This window comes from Halomonas garicola, from assembly GCF_055382465.1.
Genome location: NZ_AP043931.1, coordinates 218,479 through 233,095 on the forward strand (window position 1 = coordinate 218,479; position 14,617 = coordinate 233,095).

At 62.7% G+C, this 14,617-nt stretch carries 17 protein-coding genes; 11 read left to right on the forward strand and 6 right to left on the reverse strand.

Annotated elements, in window-relative coordinates; genetic code table 11:
• Positions 1-7 precede the first annotated feature (7 nt).
• Both ACZ46Y_RS01285 and ACZ46Y_RS01290 read right to left on the reverse strand, forming a co-directional pair.
• Positions 8-759, reverse strand: a protein-coding gene (locus ACZ46Y_RS01285) for an IS5 family transposase (protein WP_407650536.1) whose coding sequence is annotated in 2 segments (ribosomal slippage) — positions 8-444 and positions 444-759 — 753 coding nt in all. Because the reading frame shifts where the segments join, the coding sequence is not laid out codon by codon here.
• Positions 760-798: 39 nt separating this feature from the next.
• Positions 799-1,550, reverse strand: a protein-coding gene (locus ACZ46Y_RS01290) for an IS5 family transposase (protein ID WP_464380067.1) whose coding sequence is annotated in 2 segments (ribosomal slippage) — positions 799-1,215 and positions 1,218-1,550 — 750 coding nt in all. Because the reading frame shifts where the segments join, the coding sequence is not laid out codon by codon here.
• A gap of 210 nt (positions 1,551-1,760) precedes the next feature.
• Between ACZ46Y_RS01290 and ACZ46Y_RS01295 the strand changes: the two genes are divergently transcribed.
• Positions 1,761-2,753, forward strand: a complete 993-nt coding sequence (locus tag ACZ46Y_RS01295; protein WP_311957747.1) for an LLM class flavin-dependent oxidoreductase — start codon at positions 1,761-1,763, stop codon at positions 2,751-2,753.
• Between the two features lie 177 nt (positions 2,754-2,930).
• Positions 2,931-3,287, forward strand: a complete 357-nt coding sequence (locus ACZ46Y_RS01300; protein WP_311957746.1) for a hypothetical protein — start codon at positions 2,931-2,933, stop codon at positions 3,285-3,287.
• 208 nt (positions 3,288-3,495) lie between these two features.
• Here ACZ46Y_RS01300 and ACZ46Y_RS01305 read toward each other — a convergent pair whose 3' ends face one another.
• A complete protein-coding gene (locus ACZ46Y_RS01305) occupies positions 3,496-4,245 on the reverse strand; it encodes an IS5 family transposase (protein WP_311881913.1) in 750 nt (249 codons plus the stop codon).
• A gap of 128 nt (positions 4,246-4,373) precedes the next feature.
• Between ACZ46Y_RS01305 and ACZ46Y_RS01310 the strand changes: the two genes are divergently transcribed.
• Together ACZ46Y_RS01310 and ACZ46Y_RS01315 are read left to right on the forward strand one after the other, a co-directional pair.
• Complete coding sequence (locus ACZ46Y_RS01310) at positions 4,374-4,610, forward strand: glycine zipper 2TM domain-containing protein (protein ID WP_311957533.1); 237 nt, start codon at positions 4,374-4,376, stop codon at positions 4,608-4,610.
• A gap of 67 nt (positions 4,611-4,677) precedes the next feature.
• Complete coding sequence (locus ACZ46Y_RS01315; protein ID WP_460541216.1) at positions 4,678-5,226, forward strand: undecaprenyl-diphosphatase; 549 nt, start codon at positions 4,678-4,680, stop codon at positions 5,224-5,226.
• 61 nt (positions 5,227-5,287) lie between these two features.
• Here the strand turns inward: ACZ46Y_RS01315 and ACZ46Y_RS01320 are convergent, their stop codons facing one another.
• Positions 5,288-5,791 carry a porin family protein gene (locus tag ACZ46Y_RS01320; RefSeq protein WP_311957530.1) on the reverse strand — a complete coding sequence of 168 codons (504 nt, stop codon included), beginning with the start codon at positions 5,789-5,791 and terminating at the stop codon, positions 5,288-5,290.
• 228 nt (positions 5,792-6,019) lie between these two features.
• Positions 6,020-6,919, reverse strand: coding sequence for an aldo/keto reductase (locus ACZ46Y_RS01325; protein ID WP_311957522.1), 900 nt, complete (start codon positions 6,917-6,919; stop codon positions 6,020-6,022).
• Positions 6,920-7,126: 207 nt separating this feature from the next.
• Here ACZ46Y_RS01325 and ACZ46Y_RS01330 point away from each other — a divergent pair, with 207 nt between their 5' ends.
• The 5 genes from ACZ46Y_RS01330 (at position 7,127) to ACZ46Y_RS01350 (ending at position 12,173) form a co-directional block, all read left to right on the forward strand.
• Positions 7,127-7,468 (forward strand): zinc ribbon domain-containing protein YjdM, encoded by a 342-nt coding sequence (locus tag ACZ46Y_RS01330; protein WP_311957518.1) that lies wholly within the window; start codon positions 7,127-7,129, stop codon positions 7,466-7,468.
• A gap of 205 nt (positions 7,469-7,673) precedes the next feature.
• A complete protein-coding gene (locus ACZ46Y_RS01335; RefSeq protein ID WP_311957507.1) occupies positions 7,674-8,735 on the forward strand; it encodes an HlyD family secretion protein in 1,062 nt (353 codons plus the stop codon).
• Complete coding sequence (locus tag ACZ46Y_RS01340) at positions 8,725-9,774, forward strand: DUF2955 domain-containing protein (RefSeq protein WP_311957503.1); 1,050 nt, start codon at positions 8,725-8,727, stop codon at positions 9,772-9,774. Before ACZ46Y_RS01335 ends, ACZ46Y_RS01340 begins: the two co-directional genes overlap by 11 nt.
• A gap of 523 nt (positions 9,775-10,297) precedes the next feature.
• On the forward strand, positions 10,298-12,010 hold the full coding sequence (locus tag ACZ46Y_RS01345) for a sodium:solute symporter family protein (RefSeq protein WP_311957500.1): 1,713 nt from the start codon (positions 10,298-10,300) through the stop codon (positions 12,008-12,010).
• 34 nt (positions 12,011-12,044) lie between these two features.
• Entirely contained in the window at positions 12,045-12,173 is a 129-nt protein-coding gene (locus ACZ46Y_RS01350; RefSeq protein WP_311957496.1) for a putative transporter small subunit, read from the forward strand.
• Between the two features lie 156 nt (positions 12,174-12,329).
• Here ACZ46Y_RS01350 and ACZ46Y_RS01355 read toward each other — a convergent pair whose 3' ends face one another.
• On the reverse strand, positions 12,330-12,734 hold the full coding sequence (locus ACZ46Y_RS01355) for a DUF488 domain-containing protein (protein WP_311957495.1): 405 nt from the start codon (positions 12,732-12,734) through the stop codon (positions 12,330-12,332).
• A gap of 223 nt (positions 12,735-12,957) precedes the next feature.
• Between ACZ46Y_RS01355 and ACZ46Y_RS01360 the strand changes: the two genes are divergently transcribed.
• Positions 12,958-13,848: a sugar nucleotide-binding protein gene (locus tag ACZ46Y_RS01360; RefSeq protein ID WP_311957493.1), complete on the forward strand. Its 891-nt coding sequence runs from the start codon at positions 12,958-12,960 to the stop codon at positions 13,846-13,848.
• Positions 13,845-14,579: a lysophospholipid acyltransferase family protein gene (locus ACZ46Y_RS01365; RefSeq protein WP_311957490.1), complete on the forward strand. Its 735-nt coding sequence runs from the start codon at positions 13,845-13,847 to the stop codon at positions 14,577-14,579. Before ACZ46Y_RS01360 ends, ACZ46Y_RS01365 begins: the two co-directional genes overlap by 4 nt.
• The last annotated feature ends 38 nt before the right edge of the window (positions 14,580-14,617 follow it).

Sequence of the window (14,617 nt, forward strand, 5' to 3'; positions counted from 1 at the left end):
TTAACAATTAGGCCAGCCATATGGCGGCTGACACGAGGCAGAGGAGTGACTGGTAGTTTCTTGCCAGTCGCTCATAGCGTGTAGATAACCGCCGGAACTTCTTGATTTTCTGAAAGAACCTCTCCACCAGATTGCGATCTTGGTAACAGTGCCAGTCTACTTCAATGCGCGCCAAACGATTCTTTTTCGGAGGAATCACCGGCTCGGCACCTGCGGCCTGAATCATGTCCCGCAGAGCAGTGGAGTCATACCCCTTGTCGCCCAGCACCGCTTGCGGGGAAAAACCTTCCAGTAGAGCGGGAGCAGCACCATACTCCGACGCCTGGCCCGGTGTGAGAACCAATCGTACTGGGTTACCTAACGCATCGACTGCGGCATGAATTTTGGTGCTCAATCCGCCTCGAGATTTGCCCATGGCTTCGACGTCTTGCGTGTTTTTTTTGACGCTCCATGCTGGTGCACCCTGACGATGCTACCGTCGATCATCAGCTGCTCTAGATCGGGATCGTCGGCTACTGTGTCAAAAATACGCTGCCAAACGCCCTTTCGTGACCAACGGTTATACCGCATGTAGACGGTGTGCCAGCGCCCAAAAGATTCGGGAAGATCACGCCACGGGGCGCCGGTCCGAGCGATCCAGAGCACGGCTTCCACGAACAGGCGATTGTCCTTGGCAGTTACCCCACAGTCTGAGGCTTTGCCGGGGAGCAGGTGCTCGATTCGCTCCCACTGATCATCGCGTAACTTCAACCGACTCATGGCCCACCAAAATCTATGAATACTAGGGGGCGTTAACAATTAGGCCAGCCATATGGCGGCTGACACGAGGCAGAGGAGTGACTGGTAGTTTCTTGCCAGTCGCTCATAGCGTGTAGATAACCGCCGGAACTTCTTGATTTTCTGAAAGAACCTCTCCACCAGATTGCGATCTTGGTAACAGTGCCAGTCTACTTCAATGCGCGCCAAACGATTCTTTTTCGGAGGAATCACCGGCTCGGCACCTGCGGCCTGAATCATGTCCCGCAGAGCAGTGGAGTCATACCCCTTGTCGCCCAGCACCGCTTGCGGGGAAAAACCTTCCAGTAGAGCGGGAGCAGCACCATACTCCGACGCCTGGCCCGGTGTGAGAACCAATCGTACTGGGTTACCTAACGCATCGACTGCGGCATGAATTTTGGTGCTCAATCCGCCTCGAGATTTGCCCATGGCTTCGACGTCTTGCGTGTTTTTTTTGACGCTCCATGCTGGTGCACCCTGACGATGCTACCGTCGATCATCAGCTGCTCTAGATCGGGATCGTCGGCTACTGTGTCAAAAATACGCTGCCAAACGCCCTTTCGTGACCAACGGTTATACCGCATGCAGACGGTGTGCCAGCGCCCAAAAGATTCGGGAAGATCACGCCACGGGGCGCCGGTCCGAGCGATCCAGAGCACGGCTTCCACGAACAGGCGATTGTCCTTGGCAGTTACCCCACAGTCTGAGGCTTTGCCGGGGAGCAGGTGCTCGATTCGCTCCCACTGATCATCGCGTAACTTCAACCGACTCATGGCCCACCAAAATCTATGAATACTAAATCAGTTTAAACGAAACTAATGATTGTTAACACACCCTAGCGAATAGCGCGTGACGGATGTTATACCGCCATTCTCTTATCTTCAATCGAGGCAGGCTGACCCTCGATCGGGGCGTGCCCTTTTCTGAGGTGACTTTCCTGACGTAACTTTCCTGACGTAACTTTCCTGAACAGTGAGGCCGATATGTCGTTACTTCGTGAGACGCCGCTTTCGGTGCTGGATCTGGCGCCTATCCGCCACGACGGCAGCGCCGGTGAAGCTTTTGACGACAGCGTGGCGCTGGCTCGGCGGGCCGATGCGCTGGGCTACAACCGCTACTGGCTGGCAGAGCATCACAACATCGACGGCATCGCCAGCGCGGCAACCTCGGTGTTGATTGGCCACGTCGCCGGCCAGACGCAAAACATCCGCGTGGGCAGCGGCGGCATCATGCTGCCCAACCACTCGCCGCTGGTGATTGCCGAACAGTTTGGCACCCTCGAAACGCTGTACCCCGGGCGGATTGACCTGGGCCTTGGCCGGGCGCCGGGGTCCGACAGGGCGACCATGCGTGCCCTGCGCCGGGATCCGTTTGCCGGGGTGGAGGATTTCCCCGAGCGCCTTGAAGAGCTGCGCCGCTACCTGGGCACGCCGGGCCCCGAGCAGCGCATTCGCGCCGTGCCCGGCCAGGATACCCACGTGCCCCTCTGGCTGCTGGGCTCCAGCGGCTACAGCGCTCAGCTTGCCGGGCGGCTGGGGCTGCCGTTTGCCTTCGCCGCGCAGTTTGCGCCCGGCTATCTGCTGGAAGCGCTGGCGCTATACCGCCGGGAGTTCCGCCCGTCGGACGTGCTCGATGAGCCCTACGCCATGGTGGGTATGCCGGTGGTCGTGGCCGAAAGCGACTCTTACGCCCACTACCTGAATACCACCGCCCAGCAGAAGTTTCTCAATCTGCACCGGGGGCGGAGCACCCGCACTCTGCCGCCGGCGGAATCGCTTGACTGGTCGCCCCGGGAACAGGCCGCCGTGGCCCAGAACCTGGGCGCGGCGGTGGTCGGCGACCCCGACGGCGTGCGCGAAGGCTTAGACGCCTTTCTTGAGCAAACCGGAGCCAACGAGCTGATGGTGGTTACCGACGTTTATGCCCGAGAAGACCGCCTGCGCTCCATCGAACTTCTGGACGAGCTGCGGCGGTAGCGGCTCCTCGCAGCGGATGATTTACACATTGTTTGGCCCTTTTGGCGGCGCCGGCGCGGAAACTTTGCCGCGTTGACGCTGACTGATGAGTAACAGGCAAAAAGAAGCGATGCGCTTCGCGCCTGTGTCAGCAGTCATTTTATTGGCGTACCAGGCAAAGAGATTGGAGTGATCATCATGCGTTTATTTCCTTATGCTAAGAAGCAAAGCGTCCTTGCTCTGCTGGCCGCGGGCGCGTTGAGCGTCGGGGGTATCGGAGTTGCCGGTGCCGCTGACGAAGGGGTCGATAGCGCCGACGACCAGGGCACCATGGAGCAGCCGTCCGGTCAGGACGATCAGATCAGCAACTCCCGGCCCGAGCCGCCCGCCGATGCCGGGCAGAGTGCACCGCCGGCCATGTCCGGTGACGCCGCCGACGCCCCGCAGGATGAGCAGGACGGCTTGCCGGGCAGCTACGACGAGCCGGACAGCGAAGCCCAAAGCGAACAGCCCGGCGGCGCCCAGGAGGGTGAGGGCGAAGACGCCGCGTGGTAACGCGCAGCGCCTGATATCGATTATTTCTTGAGCAGCGAAGGGGCGGCACGCAAGCAGCGTGTCGCCCCTTTTTGCTGACTGCCCCGCTGTGACCGGCAGCGTGGAGGGCCGCAGGGGACGCCCTTCGCTTGTACGGCTGTATCTTCGTATTTTCTTCACAACGGCGTCCCGTTGAGGGGTGGTGAGCGTGCTAGGGCCTGTTGACGTTTCACATTGGTAGCCATAAAAAGCCGCATGCCAAGGCCACCATGCTTTCGTAATTTCGTTTGAGCTTATCGTAGCGCGTCGCAATGGCGCGATACGGTTTCAATCGAGCAAAGGCATTCTCAACCAGATGCCGGTAGCGATATAACCCTCTGTCCAGATTGGCATTTCCTTTTTTCGAGTTACGCCTGCGTGGAATGACGGCAGCCATTCCTTTGGCTTCGACCTGCTCACGGATACGTTCACTGTCATAGCCTTTGTCAGCCACCAGCGCGTCACCTGCCGGCAAACCGTCAATCAATGCCTGGGCTTCCGTGCTGTCGTGCACTTCACCCCCGGTTATTCTGAAGGCGATCGGCAACCCATAAGCATCCACGGCCAAGTGGATCTTGCTGGTATTGCCTGCACGACTTTTGCCAATGGCTTCTGCATCTTCCGTGGCAGCCCCAGTGCTATCTTGGTGAGCCTTGACGTAGGAACCATCAATAAATAGCCACTCGACATCAGGATCTTCCACCAGAGAGATGAAAATCCTCATCAGCTTTCCACTCGCTGACCAGGCGTTGAAGCGCTTGTAGACCGTGTTCCAGGGGCCAAACGCCTCCGGTAGGTCCCGCCACGGGCAGCCGGTTCGCATCCGATAAAGGATGCCTTCCACCGTGGTACGCAGATCGGTCTTGTCATAAATACCTTGTTGAAGCAGGATAGATTTCAGCTTCGGCCAGTGTTCATCCGTGAGCATTTGTCGGGGCATGGCAGGCTTGCAGTTTGTTGGCTTAGGAACCTTTATTCTGTGAGCTTGCCCCTATCCTGCCAATACCCCTGCCATGAAACGTCAACAGACCCTAAGATAGATGTGAATCCACGATAACGAGGTGTGTTATGCACGTAACATCGGTTAATACGCTGAAAAAAGCCGGTATGGTCACCGCTACGCTGGCGCTGATGCTGGGCCTTGCTGCCTGCTCCAACATGTCGGATCAGGACAGGAATACCGCCGTGGGTGCCGGCGCCGGCGCCGTGGGCGGCTCGGTACTGACCGGCGGCAGCACGGCGGGTACCGTGGGCGGTGCCGCAGTGGGCGGGGTTATCGGTCACGAAGTGGACGATGACGATTAACGCATCAACGTCAGAAAAACGCTGAGCGCTAAACAAATCGATGGAAAGTTTTAACGTATCAGCGTTTTTGCTGATCAACCGATACGCCGGCCAGCATGACTTGCTGGATACGCTGGCCATCGCCGCGGCCGAGGTGATGCCGTACGTCTTCATGCTGGTGCTGGCCACTCTGTGGTTCAGCCCCGAGCCGGCGCGTAAAAAGGCCAGTCTGAAAGCGGGCGGTGCCGTACTGCTGGGGCTTGGCGCCAGCTACGCGGTGTCGCTTTTTTACTTTCATCCGCGCCCTTTCGCGGGTGATCTGGGGCTGGGCCTTTTATCCCATGCCCCGGATGCCTCCTTCCCGTCGGATCATACGACCTTTTTGTTTGCGATTGCCTTTGTGCTGGCGATCGAGGCCCGCACCCGCGCGATCGGCGCTGTGCTACTCGGGCTTTCCGCCATGGGGGGTCTGGCCCGGGTTTTCGTCGGCGTGCATTTTCCGCTGGATATCGCCGGTGCCGCGCTGTTTGGGCTGGCGGCAGCGACGGCGGTGCAGCTCTGCAACGACGGCGCAAGCCGCCCGGGCAAGGTGCTGGATAGGCTGGCAAGCATTCGGCTTCCCGGCATGGACCGTTAACGTAAAACGCCCCGCTTTTGCGGGGCGTTTTTGCAACGAGCGTGCCGGCGATGCCGGGGCATTAAAAGCGGTAGCTGAGCCCCACGCTTGCGGCATCAAAGGTGTAGTCGGACTTGTCCAGGTAGCGCATATAGTCGGCACCCAGCGCCAGGTTGGGGGCGATATCCATCTCGGCGCCGGCGCCGTAGGACACGTCGGAATCGCTGCCGCCGTAGTCAGCGTTTACCCGGGTGCCGCCTACCATGCCGTACAGGCGAGCCTGCGGCGTTACCGGCAGAATACCCTTGGCATAAATGCCGGCCAGGTAGTCAAGATCGGCGTAGCCGTCGGAACCGCCGGTACCCAGCTGGCCTTCCAGAGCGAAGAATTCGTTGAACTTCATGCCGCCGTTAACCCGCAGGCCAACGTCGTTGCGGCTGCTGTGGTGGTCCGGGTTGAGTTTCCAGAACATGGCATCGGCGCCGACGTAGGGCGTGGCCTGAACCGGCTGCTGAGCCTGGGCGGTGGTGGCGATGCCGGCAGCAAGGACGGCGGCGGTCAGAGTAGCAAGTGTCAGGTTTTTCATGGTGTCCTCCTTTCAGGAACACGGCGTTCGCAACAGGCAAAGCACAAAAGGTGAAGAGGCGCAACGCGTTTGCGAACAGCGTTTTTTAACGTTCTTCAATTGTCCTATCCGCCGGCGTAGAGATCAAGCCGATAATGTGCAAAGTCGTGACAAGCCGGCACACGGGTGCCGGCGGGAAATAGGGGAGGGCTGCGCGGCTGGAGGCAGGCGGGCAACTGTGCGCGCGGGTTAAACGATATCCAGCGGCTCTTTGCCCCTGGGCGGCGGAAACGCCGCGTCCAGCCGGCGGCAGATGTCGTCATCGAGCGCTACGCCAAGCGCCGCGGCGTTTTGCGCTACGTGGTCGGTCTGCGACGCCTTGGGGATGGCGATGACGTCGCGCCGATCGGTATTGCCGGCAAAGTCCCGCGGGCGAATGGCCCAGGCCAGCAGCAGCTGGGCGGAGGTGATGTTCAGGTCAGCGGCGATGCTCTCTACCTCGGGGTTATCCAGCAGCTTGCGCCGCAGGCCGCCGCCCTGAGCCAGCGGGCAGTAGCCCATGGCGGGCATCCGGCGCTCGCGCATCCAAGGCAGCAGCGAGTGCTCGATGCCCCGGGAGCCCAGGTGGTAAAGCACCTGGTTGATCGCGCAGGCGTCGCCGCCGGCGAGGCTGTACAGGGCGTCGATTTCGTCAACGTCGAAGTTGGACACGCCGAAGCGGCGGATCTTGCCGTCGGCGCGCAGGCGCTCGAAGGCTTCCAGGGTCTCGTCCAGCGGGATGCCCCCGGGCCAGTGCAGCAGGTAGAGGTCCAGGTAGTCGGTGTGCATCCGCTTGAGGCTGGCCTCGCAGGCGGCGATAGCGCTGTCGCGCCCGGCGTTCCAGGGAAACGCCTTGGACACCAGAAAGGCGTCGTCGCGGCGGCCGGCAAGGGCCTCGCCAACGACCTCCTCGGCGCCGCCGTTGCCGTACATCTCGGCGGTGTCGACAAGCGTCAGGCCCTGATCCAGGCCGTGCTGCAGGGCGCGGACCTCATCTTCGCGGGGGCTCAGGTTTTCGCCCATGAACCAGGTGCCCTGGCCGACGGCGGGCAGCGCCACGGCGGGCTCGTGGGCGGTGGCGGCCAGGTGGACGCGCGGCAGTGATGACATAGCGGCTCTCCTTTCCCTCGTGCGTATAGGCCGGTGCCCGCGTTGCCGCAGGCATGCCGGATAATGGAAAAGCTTTCCATATTACCTGCCGGCGGTGCAAGGGTGGCCCCCGCGCTCGCCCGGCAGCGGTTTTTGCTAGACTGGCGTGCGTGGCATTTGCCCTTGTTTCATTTTGCCCCTGTTTTATTGACCCTGTGAGGATCCCCCATGAGTCAGCTACCTCCTTGCCCCCTGTGCGGCTCAGAGTACACCTATGAAGACCAGCAGCTGCTGATCTGCCCCGAGTGCGCCCACGAATGGGTGATCGACGGCGCGGTGGAAGACGAGCCCGACGCGCCGCTGGCCAGCGATGCCTACGGCAATATGCTCCAGGACGGCGACAGCATTACCGTGATCAAGGACTTGAAGATCAAAGGCTCGTCGACGGTGGTCAAGGTCGGCACCAAGGCCAAGAACATCCGCCTGGTGGAAGGCGATCATGACATCGACTGCAAGATCGACGGCATCGGCCCGATGAAGCTCAAGTCCGAGTTTGTGAAAAAGGTCTGACGGCGCGCGCTTTGTGAGTCGGCTAATTCATGATATGTTTAGCCGACTAACCATGTTGCCATGTTATTCAATGCCCGTTGCCCGATGGCGTAGTGATACCGTCTGGCAGCAGATGTTGCTGGGTAGCGGCCTGCGCTACATCGGCGAATCGTTTTGATTCGCCGATTTTTTTCGTTTTTCCTTTCCGCCCGTCAGAGAGAATCCCATGACCCCGGAGCAGCGTTTTGCCCGCTGGGTGCGCGCGGCGATCGCGCTGTTTGTCGTGCTGTTTGTGTACTTCGTGCTGGCCGATAGCTGGATGCCGGCAACGCCCCAGGCCCGCGCCCTGCGCGACGTAGTTCGCGTGGCACCCCGGGTCAGCGGGCAGGTGGTCGAGATGAACGTAAGCAACAACGCCCGGGTGCATCGCGGTGCCGTGCTGTTCCGCGTTGATCCGGCACCTTACCGGCTGGCGGTGGAAAAGGCCCGGCTGGCGCTTTCCCAGGCGCGGCGCGATAACGCCCGGCTGGAGGCAGACCTGGCCGAGGCCAGGGCCAGCCTGACCCGCCAGCAGACGCTCGCCGATGAGCTCGAGCAGGAGCGCGCCCGGGCCGCCACGCTGGTCAAGCGCGGCAGCATGTCGCGCCAGCGGTTCGATACCGCAAGCGCCGATGCCCGGGCGGGCAAGGCTGCGGCACAGGCCGCCCGGGCGCGGGTGACCGCGCTGGAAGTGCAGCGCGGTCAAAGCGGCGAGGATAACTTGCAGCGGCGCAAGGCGCGCAACGCGCTGGCGACAGCCCAGCTTGATCTGCGCCGCACGGCGGTGCGCGCCGAGCAGGACGGCTATATCAGCAACCTGCAGCTTGACGTGGGCGATAGCGTCAGCGCCGGCAAGCCGGTGATGGCAAGCGTGGGCGATCGGCTGGATATCGTCGCCGACTTCCGCGAGAAAAGCCTGCGCCACGTGGCTGCCGGCGACCGCGCCTGGGTGGCCTTCGATGCTCGCCCGGGCAAGGCGTACGCAGCCCGGATCACGTCGCTTGACGCCGGCGTGCGCGACGGCCAGATACAGCCCGACGGTAACCTTGTGCATATCCCCACCACTGACCGCTGGGTGCGCGATGCCCAGCGCCTGCGCACGCACCTGCGCCTGGAGAATCCGCCCGAGGCGCTGCCGCCCACCGGCGCTCGGGCCACGGTGCAGCTGGCGCCTTCTGAACACCCGGTGGCTTACGCCCTTGCTCGGGCTCAGGTGTGGCTGTTGAGCCTTTCGCACCATGTCTACTGAGGCTGTTGCCGCCGGGCCCACCACGGGCCACGCGGCGCTGGATGAAAATGACCTGCGCCAGTGCCTGCGCGTGGCCTGCGGCGCGGCGCTGGGCTTTGTCATCAGCCAGCTGATGGACTGGAACTACGGGGTCTTCTTCACCGTGTTTCCGATGTTTCTGCTGGGCATACTGCCGGTGCTCAACGGCCACGTGGTACGCCAGTTTCTGGGTAATGCGCTGGTCAACTGCGTGGAGGTCAGCCTGGTGGTGGGGCTCACCCAGCATCTGCCGCCGGTGATGCTGGGCTTTGCCTTCGGGCTGTTTTATACGCGCTTCCGGCTCATGGCCCGGGGGCCCTTTTTCCTCTTCGGCGCCAACGGCGTGCTGACGCTGAGCATCCTTTTGCACTTTGCCAGCTATCCCGAGGTGGACCTCGCCGATCTCTTCACCAGCAACGTGGTGGCAAGCGTGCTGGCCGTGGCCATTGCCGGGCTGATGCACGTGGTCTTCCCCGACGTGGCGCCGCGCCAGCCGCCGCCCAAAAATACCAAAACGCCCTCGCGCATTCGCCACGAAACCCTGATCGGGACGATTACCGTCACGCTCTCCTTTGTGGTATTTCAGGTCTTTGACCTGCGCGATTCGCTGTCGGCGCAGATGTCCACGGTGCTGATTCTGTTTGCGCTGGGCTACCCCGGCGCGCGGCTTTCTGCGCGCAAGCGAGTAGTGGGCACGCTTCTGGGCTGCAATCTGGCGGTGTTTGTCCAGCTGCTGCTGTATACCCAGAGCCAGCACTTTTTACTGGTGGCGCTGGTGTACTGGGCGGGGCTGATGCTGTTTGCCCGGGCGCACATTCTCGAGCGTGCGGGTTCCGGCGTGGGCTTTGGCGGGCTGACCACGCTTGGCATTCTGTTCGGCCAGTACCTGTCGCCCCATCAGGACCTGGTCTATAGCGCGGTTTACCGCTTCACCTCGATGTGCGTCGCCATGGCGCTAACGGTGCTGGTGATGGCGCTGCTCGACCGTGTGCTCAACGCCTGGGCGCCCACTCGGGCATAACCTGCCCACAATGCCCTGTGGTGCCCGCAAGCGAGGAGGCGCTAACCCCCTATGCGCCGCCGGTTGGACTTTGCCCCCGGGGGGCTGTAGGGTAGCGACATCCTCGGCACCTGCTTTTCCACCGCCGAGGCCTTTCCACGAACGCCGTGACGGCGCTGCCCACGCGCAGTATCGCCTCCGGCCGCTTCGATTTTATGTCGGCTAACGTCATCGATAATAGGAGAGGGCAGCCATGCCATCCCACTATTCCGACGCCGGCCGCTGCATGCCGCGCCGCCCGCCGCCCCGGCTCTTTTCGGGGTAGCGTCTGAACGGCCGTCATTGGCACGCCGTGCGTTTTTTGCTGCCAACGCCGCGCTTCTCCGCAAGCCGGTAACGCCCCCTGCGCTGCGCGCAGGTTGGGGCTTTAGCACCCGCACGCCGGACGCCGACATCGCTTCTTTGCTGTACCTGTAACCATCCGCTGTACCCGCACCAACGTTGTGCCTGCGGGTACGTGTGTTCCACCAACGGGGAGTTGCCCTTGAATAGCGAATCGTTATATCAGTTTTCCATCTGGACCGTGCTGCTGCTGCTGCTGGCGTTTTACGGCGGCACCTACCTTTTGACGTTAGGCATCCGCAAGAAAAACGAAGATGCCGACGCCTTCATGGTATCCAACCACCGCATCGGCTTCGGTATCGGTGCGGCCAGCATGACCGCCACCTGGATATGGGCGGCCTCGTTTTACGCCGCGGCCACGTCGGGCTATCAGTACGGCGTGTCCGGCCCCATTCACTACGGGCTCTGGGGCGCGCTGATGATTTTGTTCATTTATCCGTTCGGCAAGCGCTTTCGCAAGCTCGCCCCCAGCGCGGCAACCCTGGGCGAGCTGATCCACGCCCGCCACGGCAGCTCCAGCCAGCTGATTCTGGCGATTTCCAACATCATGGGCAGCATCATCAGCCTGATGGTCAATTTCACCGCCGCCGGCGCGCTGGTCTCGGTGCTGTCGCCGCTGTCGTTTCAGGCCGGGGTAATCATTTCCGGCGTCGGCGTGCTGCTGTATACCCTCTGGTCGGGCTTTCGCGCCTCGGTCATTACCGACTTTTCCCAGCTGGTGGCGCTGATGGCCATCGCCGTGGTGATCATCCCCGCGGTGTTTTTTGCCATGGGCGGCCCCACCGAGCTGGTCGCTGGGCTGGACAACCTCACGCCCGAGCAGGCCAACTTCTTCTCCAGCGAAGCGGTCCTTGAACAGGGTGCGCCGTTCTTCGTGGCCGTGCTGGCCTATGCCATCGGTAACCAGACCATTTCCCAGCGCCTGTTTGCGGTCAACGAAGACCACATCAAGCCGACTTTCCTCACCGCCACCGTGGGCTACGGGGCGATTGTCATCGGCCTTGGCATGATCGGCCTGATGGCGCTGACGCTGGGTATTGAGCCGATGAACGGCAACATGAACAACCTCATTCCGCAGATGGTCTCGGGCTACCTGCCGCCGGTGTTCATCGCCCTGTTTTTCATTCTGGTGATCGGTTCGCTTTCGTCTACTGCGGACTCCGACCTCTCGGCGCTTTCTGCGATCATGATGGCCGACGTCTACGGCAAGAACATCGCCAAGGGCAATGCCGACCCCGACCGCATGCTGATGGTAGGCCGGCTGACCATGATTACCGCCACCGCGGTGGGCATTGTCTTTGCCAGCTTCTCGCTGGATATTCTGGTCATGCTGGTGTTTGTCGGCGCGCTCTGGGGGGCGATCGTCTTCCCGGTGATTGCCAGCTGCTTCTGGGGCCGCGTGACCAACAGGGCGTTTACCACCTCGGTGATCGTCGCCATGGTCATGTTCTCGCTGGCACGCTTTGAAGTGCTGCCCCTGGCGGGTGCCTCGGGCCTGATGTTCGAGCTGCTGGCAAGCATCGGCGGCGGTATCATCATCGCCCTGATGGCCTTCGGCTTTCTCGGTCGCATCGCAGGGGGCGTGGCCGGCCTGCTGGCGCTGGTGGGAATGCTGGTGTTCGCCACCGGTTTCCTGCGCGAATACACCGTGCTGCTGGCCTCGCTCACAGCCTACGGCACCAGCACCCTGGTGTGCGTGGTGATGAGCCTTGCCAGCAAGGAAGCGCCCTTTGACTTCGATCTCATCCGCAAGCGCGTGGGCGACTACGACGACACCGCGGAGACGGAAAGCCTGGATACCGGCAAGCCGGACAAGTCGCCGGAAACCGCCGGCCAGCCCGTCGCTCAGTCCTGAACCGCGGCGTACCACTGAAAAAGGAGACGTATTGATGACCGCATTAATGGGCTTTTACGTACTGATCTGGCCGGCGCTGACCCTTGGCGTGCTGGTCCTGATCTGCCGCGCGGTTCTCCGCGATCGCCGCCAGGCGCAAAAGGAACGTCGCGACATGGTCTAGCGCGGCGGCCTTTGCCGTAAAACGCGGCGCACGAAAAAAGCCCGGCCCGTACGCTCAAACAGCGGCGGGCCGGGCTTTTGCGTTGCCGGCAAGTTTTTAAGCCAGGCGGGCGCTCATGCATCGATAGTGAGATGCAGGTGCCGGCGGCTCGTGGTGTCAGGCGGTGTGGTGCTCGATGAACTGTTTCAGCGCCACGGCGTTGTTGTGCGACTCGTCCTTTGCCGCATAGACCAGCGTCAGGGTTTTTCCGTGACAGGCGTCGAGCAGGGCGGACAGCGCCTCGCGGGCCTCGTCGCTGTGCTCCAGCTCGTGAAAGAACTTCTGGTAGAATCCCGCCCACAGCGAAGGGTCGTGGCCGAACCACTGGCGCAACTTCTTGGACGGCGCCAGCGCCTTTTGCCAGTCGTCGAGCTTGAGCGCCTGCTTGCTGACGCCGCGCGGCCACATGCCGTCCACGAGGACGCGATAGCCGTCGTCGGCGGCGGGTGAGTCGTAGGCGCGCTTGCAGCGGATCGTTTTGGGCGCGGCGGATGAGTCAAGGGAAAATGCGGTTGTCGGCATGGCCATCTCCGTTGAGTCAGCGGCCTTGACAGAGCAGCGCCCGGCAGAGCGTCGTCAGGCCTTTAACGAGGGCAGTGCCAAACAGCATAGACACCGCGGCAGTCGGTGTATAGCGCTTTTGCCACCGATAGGGATCCGGTAAAGTAGCACGCCTTGGGCGCCTGTTTTGCGGGGCAGCGCAGGCGCCGGCCGGTGGCCCGAACGGATAACGGAGAGGCGTTTTGTGAAGCTTTTGATTTTGGATGCCGGACACTGCCTGAGCCTGGCGCTGGCGCGCGAAGCGAGGCGGCGCTCCGACACTCGGCTGGTGATCGAAGCGGCCACTCAAGTCACGCCCGAGCGGCTTGACGAGGTTGCGCCGGATGCGGTGATCGTGCCGCCGCTGTCAAGCCCGCTGAACCTGGCGCCGGCCGAGGTGACGGCCCATGCCAACGCCGTGGAGGCCTGCCTGGATGCCTGCCTCTCCCGGGACGTGGCGCTGGTCTGGTGCGTTTCCGATCAGCTTTACGAAGACGGCTATAGCGAGCCCATCGACGAGCATCTGGTGCCCGAGCCCCGGGATGCCAGCCTGCGGCGGCTGGTGCAGACCGGCGATCGTATCCGCGCGGAATACCATCGTCACCTGATTGTACGGCTGGGGCCGCTCTTCGCCCTGGAAGGCAGCCATGCCTGGCTGGGTCAGGTGATCGATAGCCTGGTGGCCGGCGACAACGTGCGCGCCGCCGAAGACGTGATTTTCTGCCCCACCTCGGCGGACGCCGTGGCGCTTGCGCTGATCGGGATGCTGCAGCAGCTGGGCTGCGGCGTCAGCGCCTGGGGCGCCTACCACCTGGCCGGCATCGAGCCGGTCAGCGCGTTTGGCTTTACCTCGGTGGTGCGCACCCAGCTGGCGACGCACCTGGACGGGCGGGGCGAAACGCTGGCGCTGGGCGAGGTTCAGGCGCTGAACCACCACCACGATGCCAAGCTCTATCGCGTGCTAAACTGCCGTCGGGTGCTGAAGGTGTTTGGCGTGCATCAGAAGCCCTGGCGGCTGGAGGTTGAGCGCATGCTGGATGCCTGGTGCCTGACCCGGGACGCGCCGACCGCCGGCCGCGAGGGAGGCGCCTCGTGATCAACGTGCTGCGCAGCGGCATTTTCTATGTCGGCTACTTTTCCGCGATGCTGGTGTGCGGCGTGCTGCTGCTGCCGGTCGCGCCGTTTCTGCCGCTGGCCGGGCGCTACCGGCTGCTCAACCTCTACAATCACTTCCTGATCCGCTGGTTTCGCCTGGCCTGCGGCGTGCGCTACGACATCCGCGGCCGCGAGCACCTGCCCAAGGGCGCCTGCGTGATCCAGGCCAACCACCAGTGCGAATGGGAAACCGTGTTTCTTCAGGTGATGATGCCGCCGGTGTGCACGGTGCTCAAGCGCGAGCTGCTGAACATCCCCATCTTCGGCTGGGGACTGCGGCTGCTGCGCCCGATCAGCCTCGACCGCTCGCGCCCCTCCCGGGCGCTGAAGCAGGTGCTGACCCAGGGCGTGGCGCGGCTGCAAAGCGGGCTTTCGGTGCTGATCTTTCCCGAGGGCACCCGGGTCGACCCCGGCGTGCGCCGCCGCTACAACAAAAGCGGCAGCGTGATCGCCTGCCGTGCCGGCGTGCCGGTGCTGCCGGTGGCGCACAACGCCGGCGAGCGCTGGCCCGGGCGCCATTGGGTCAAGCAGCCGGGGGTACTGCGGGTGCGCATCGGCGCGCCCATCGAGACGGCGGGCAAAACGCCGGATGCGGTGATGGCCGAGGTGGAAGCCTGGATCGAGGGCCAGCTTGATGAAATTTCCGACGTCGCTCGCCCGCCGCGGCCCTAGCGCGGCCGTCGCCGGGCCAATAGCGACACAAAAACGGC

What these genes read in the sequence shown, in the direction of transcription:
- ACZ46Y_RS01295 (WP_311957747.1), top strand. Translation starts at nt 1,761, where the DNA reads ATGTCGTTACTTCGTGAGACGCCGCTTTCGGTGCTGGATCTGGCGCCT.
- ACZ46Y_RS01300 (WP_311957746.1), top strand. Translation starts at nt 2,931, where the DNA reads ATGCGTTTATTTCCTTATGCTAAGAAGCAAAGCGTCCTTGCTCTGCTG.
- ACZ46Y_RS01305 (WP_311881913.1), bottom strand. Translation starts at nt 4,245, where the DNA reads ATGCCCCGACAAATGCTCACGGATGAACACTGGCCGAAGCTGAAATCT.
- ACZ46Y_RS01310 (WP_311957533.1), top strand. Translation starts at nt 4,374, where the DNA reads ATGCACGTAACATCGGTTAATACGCTGAAAAAAGCCGGTATGGTCACC.
- ACZ46Y_RS01320 (WP_311957530.1), bottom strand. Translation starts at nt 5,791, where the DNA reads ATGAAAAACCTGACACTTGCTACTCTGACCGCCGCCGTCCTTGCTGCC.
- ACZ46Y_RS01325 (WP_311957522.1), bottom strand. Translation starts at nt 6,919, where the DNA reads ATGTCATCACTGCCGCGCGTCCACCTGGCCGCCACCGCCCACGAGCCC.
- ACZ46Y_RS01330 (WP_311957518.1), top strand. Translation starts at nt 7,127, where the DNA reads ATGAGTCAGCTACCTCCTTGCCCCCTGTGCGGCTCAGAGTACACCTAT.
- ACZ46Y_RS01335 (WP_311957507.1), top strand. Translation starts at nt 7,674, where the DNA reads ATGACCCCGGAGCAGCGTTTTGCCCGCTGGGTGCGCGCGGCGATCGCG.
- ACZ46Y_RS01340 (WP_311957503.1), top strand. Translation starts at nt 8,725, where the DNA reads ATGTCTACTGAGGCTGTTGCCGCCGGGCCCACCACGGGCCACGCGGCG.
- ACZ46Y_RS01350 (WP_311957496.1), top strand. Translation starts at nt 12,045, where the DNA reads ATGACCGCATTAATGGGCTTTTACGTACTGATCTGGCCGGCGCTGACC.
- ACZ46Y_RS01355 (WP_311957495.1), bottom strand. Translation starts at nt 12,734, where the DNA reads ATGCCGACAACCGCATTTTCCCTTGACTCATCCGCCGCGCCCAAAACG.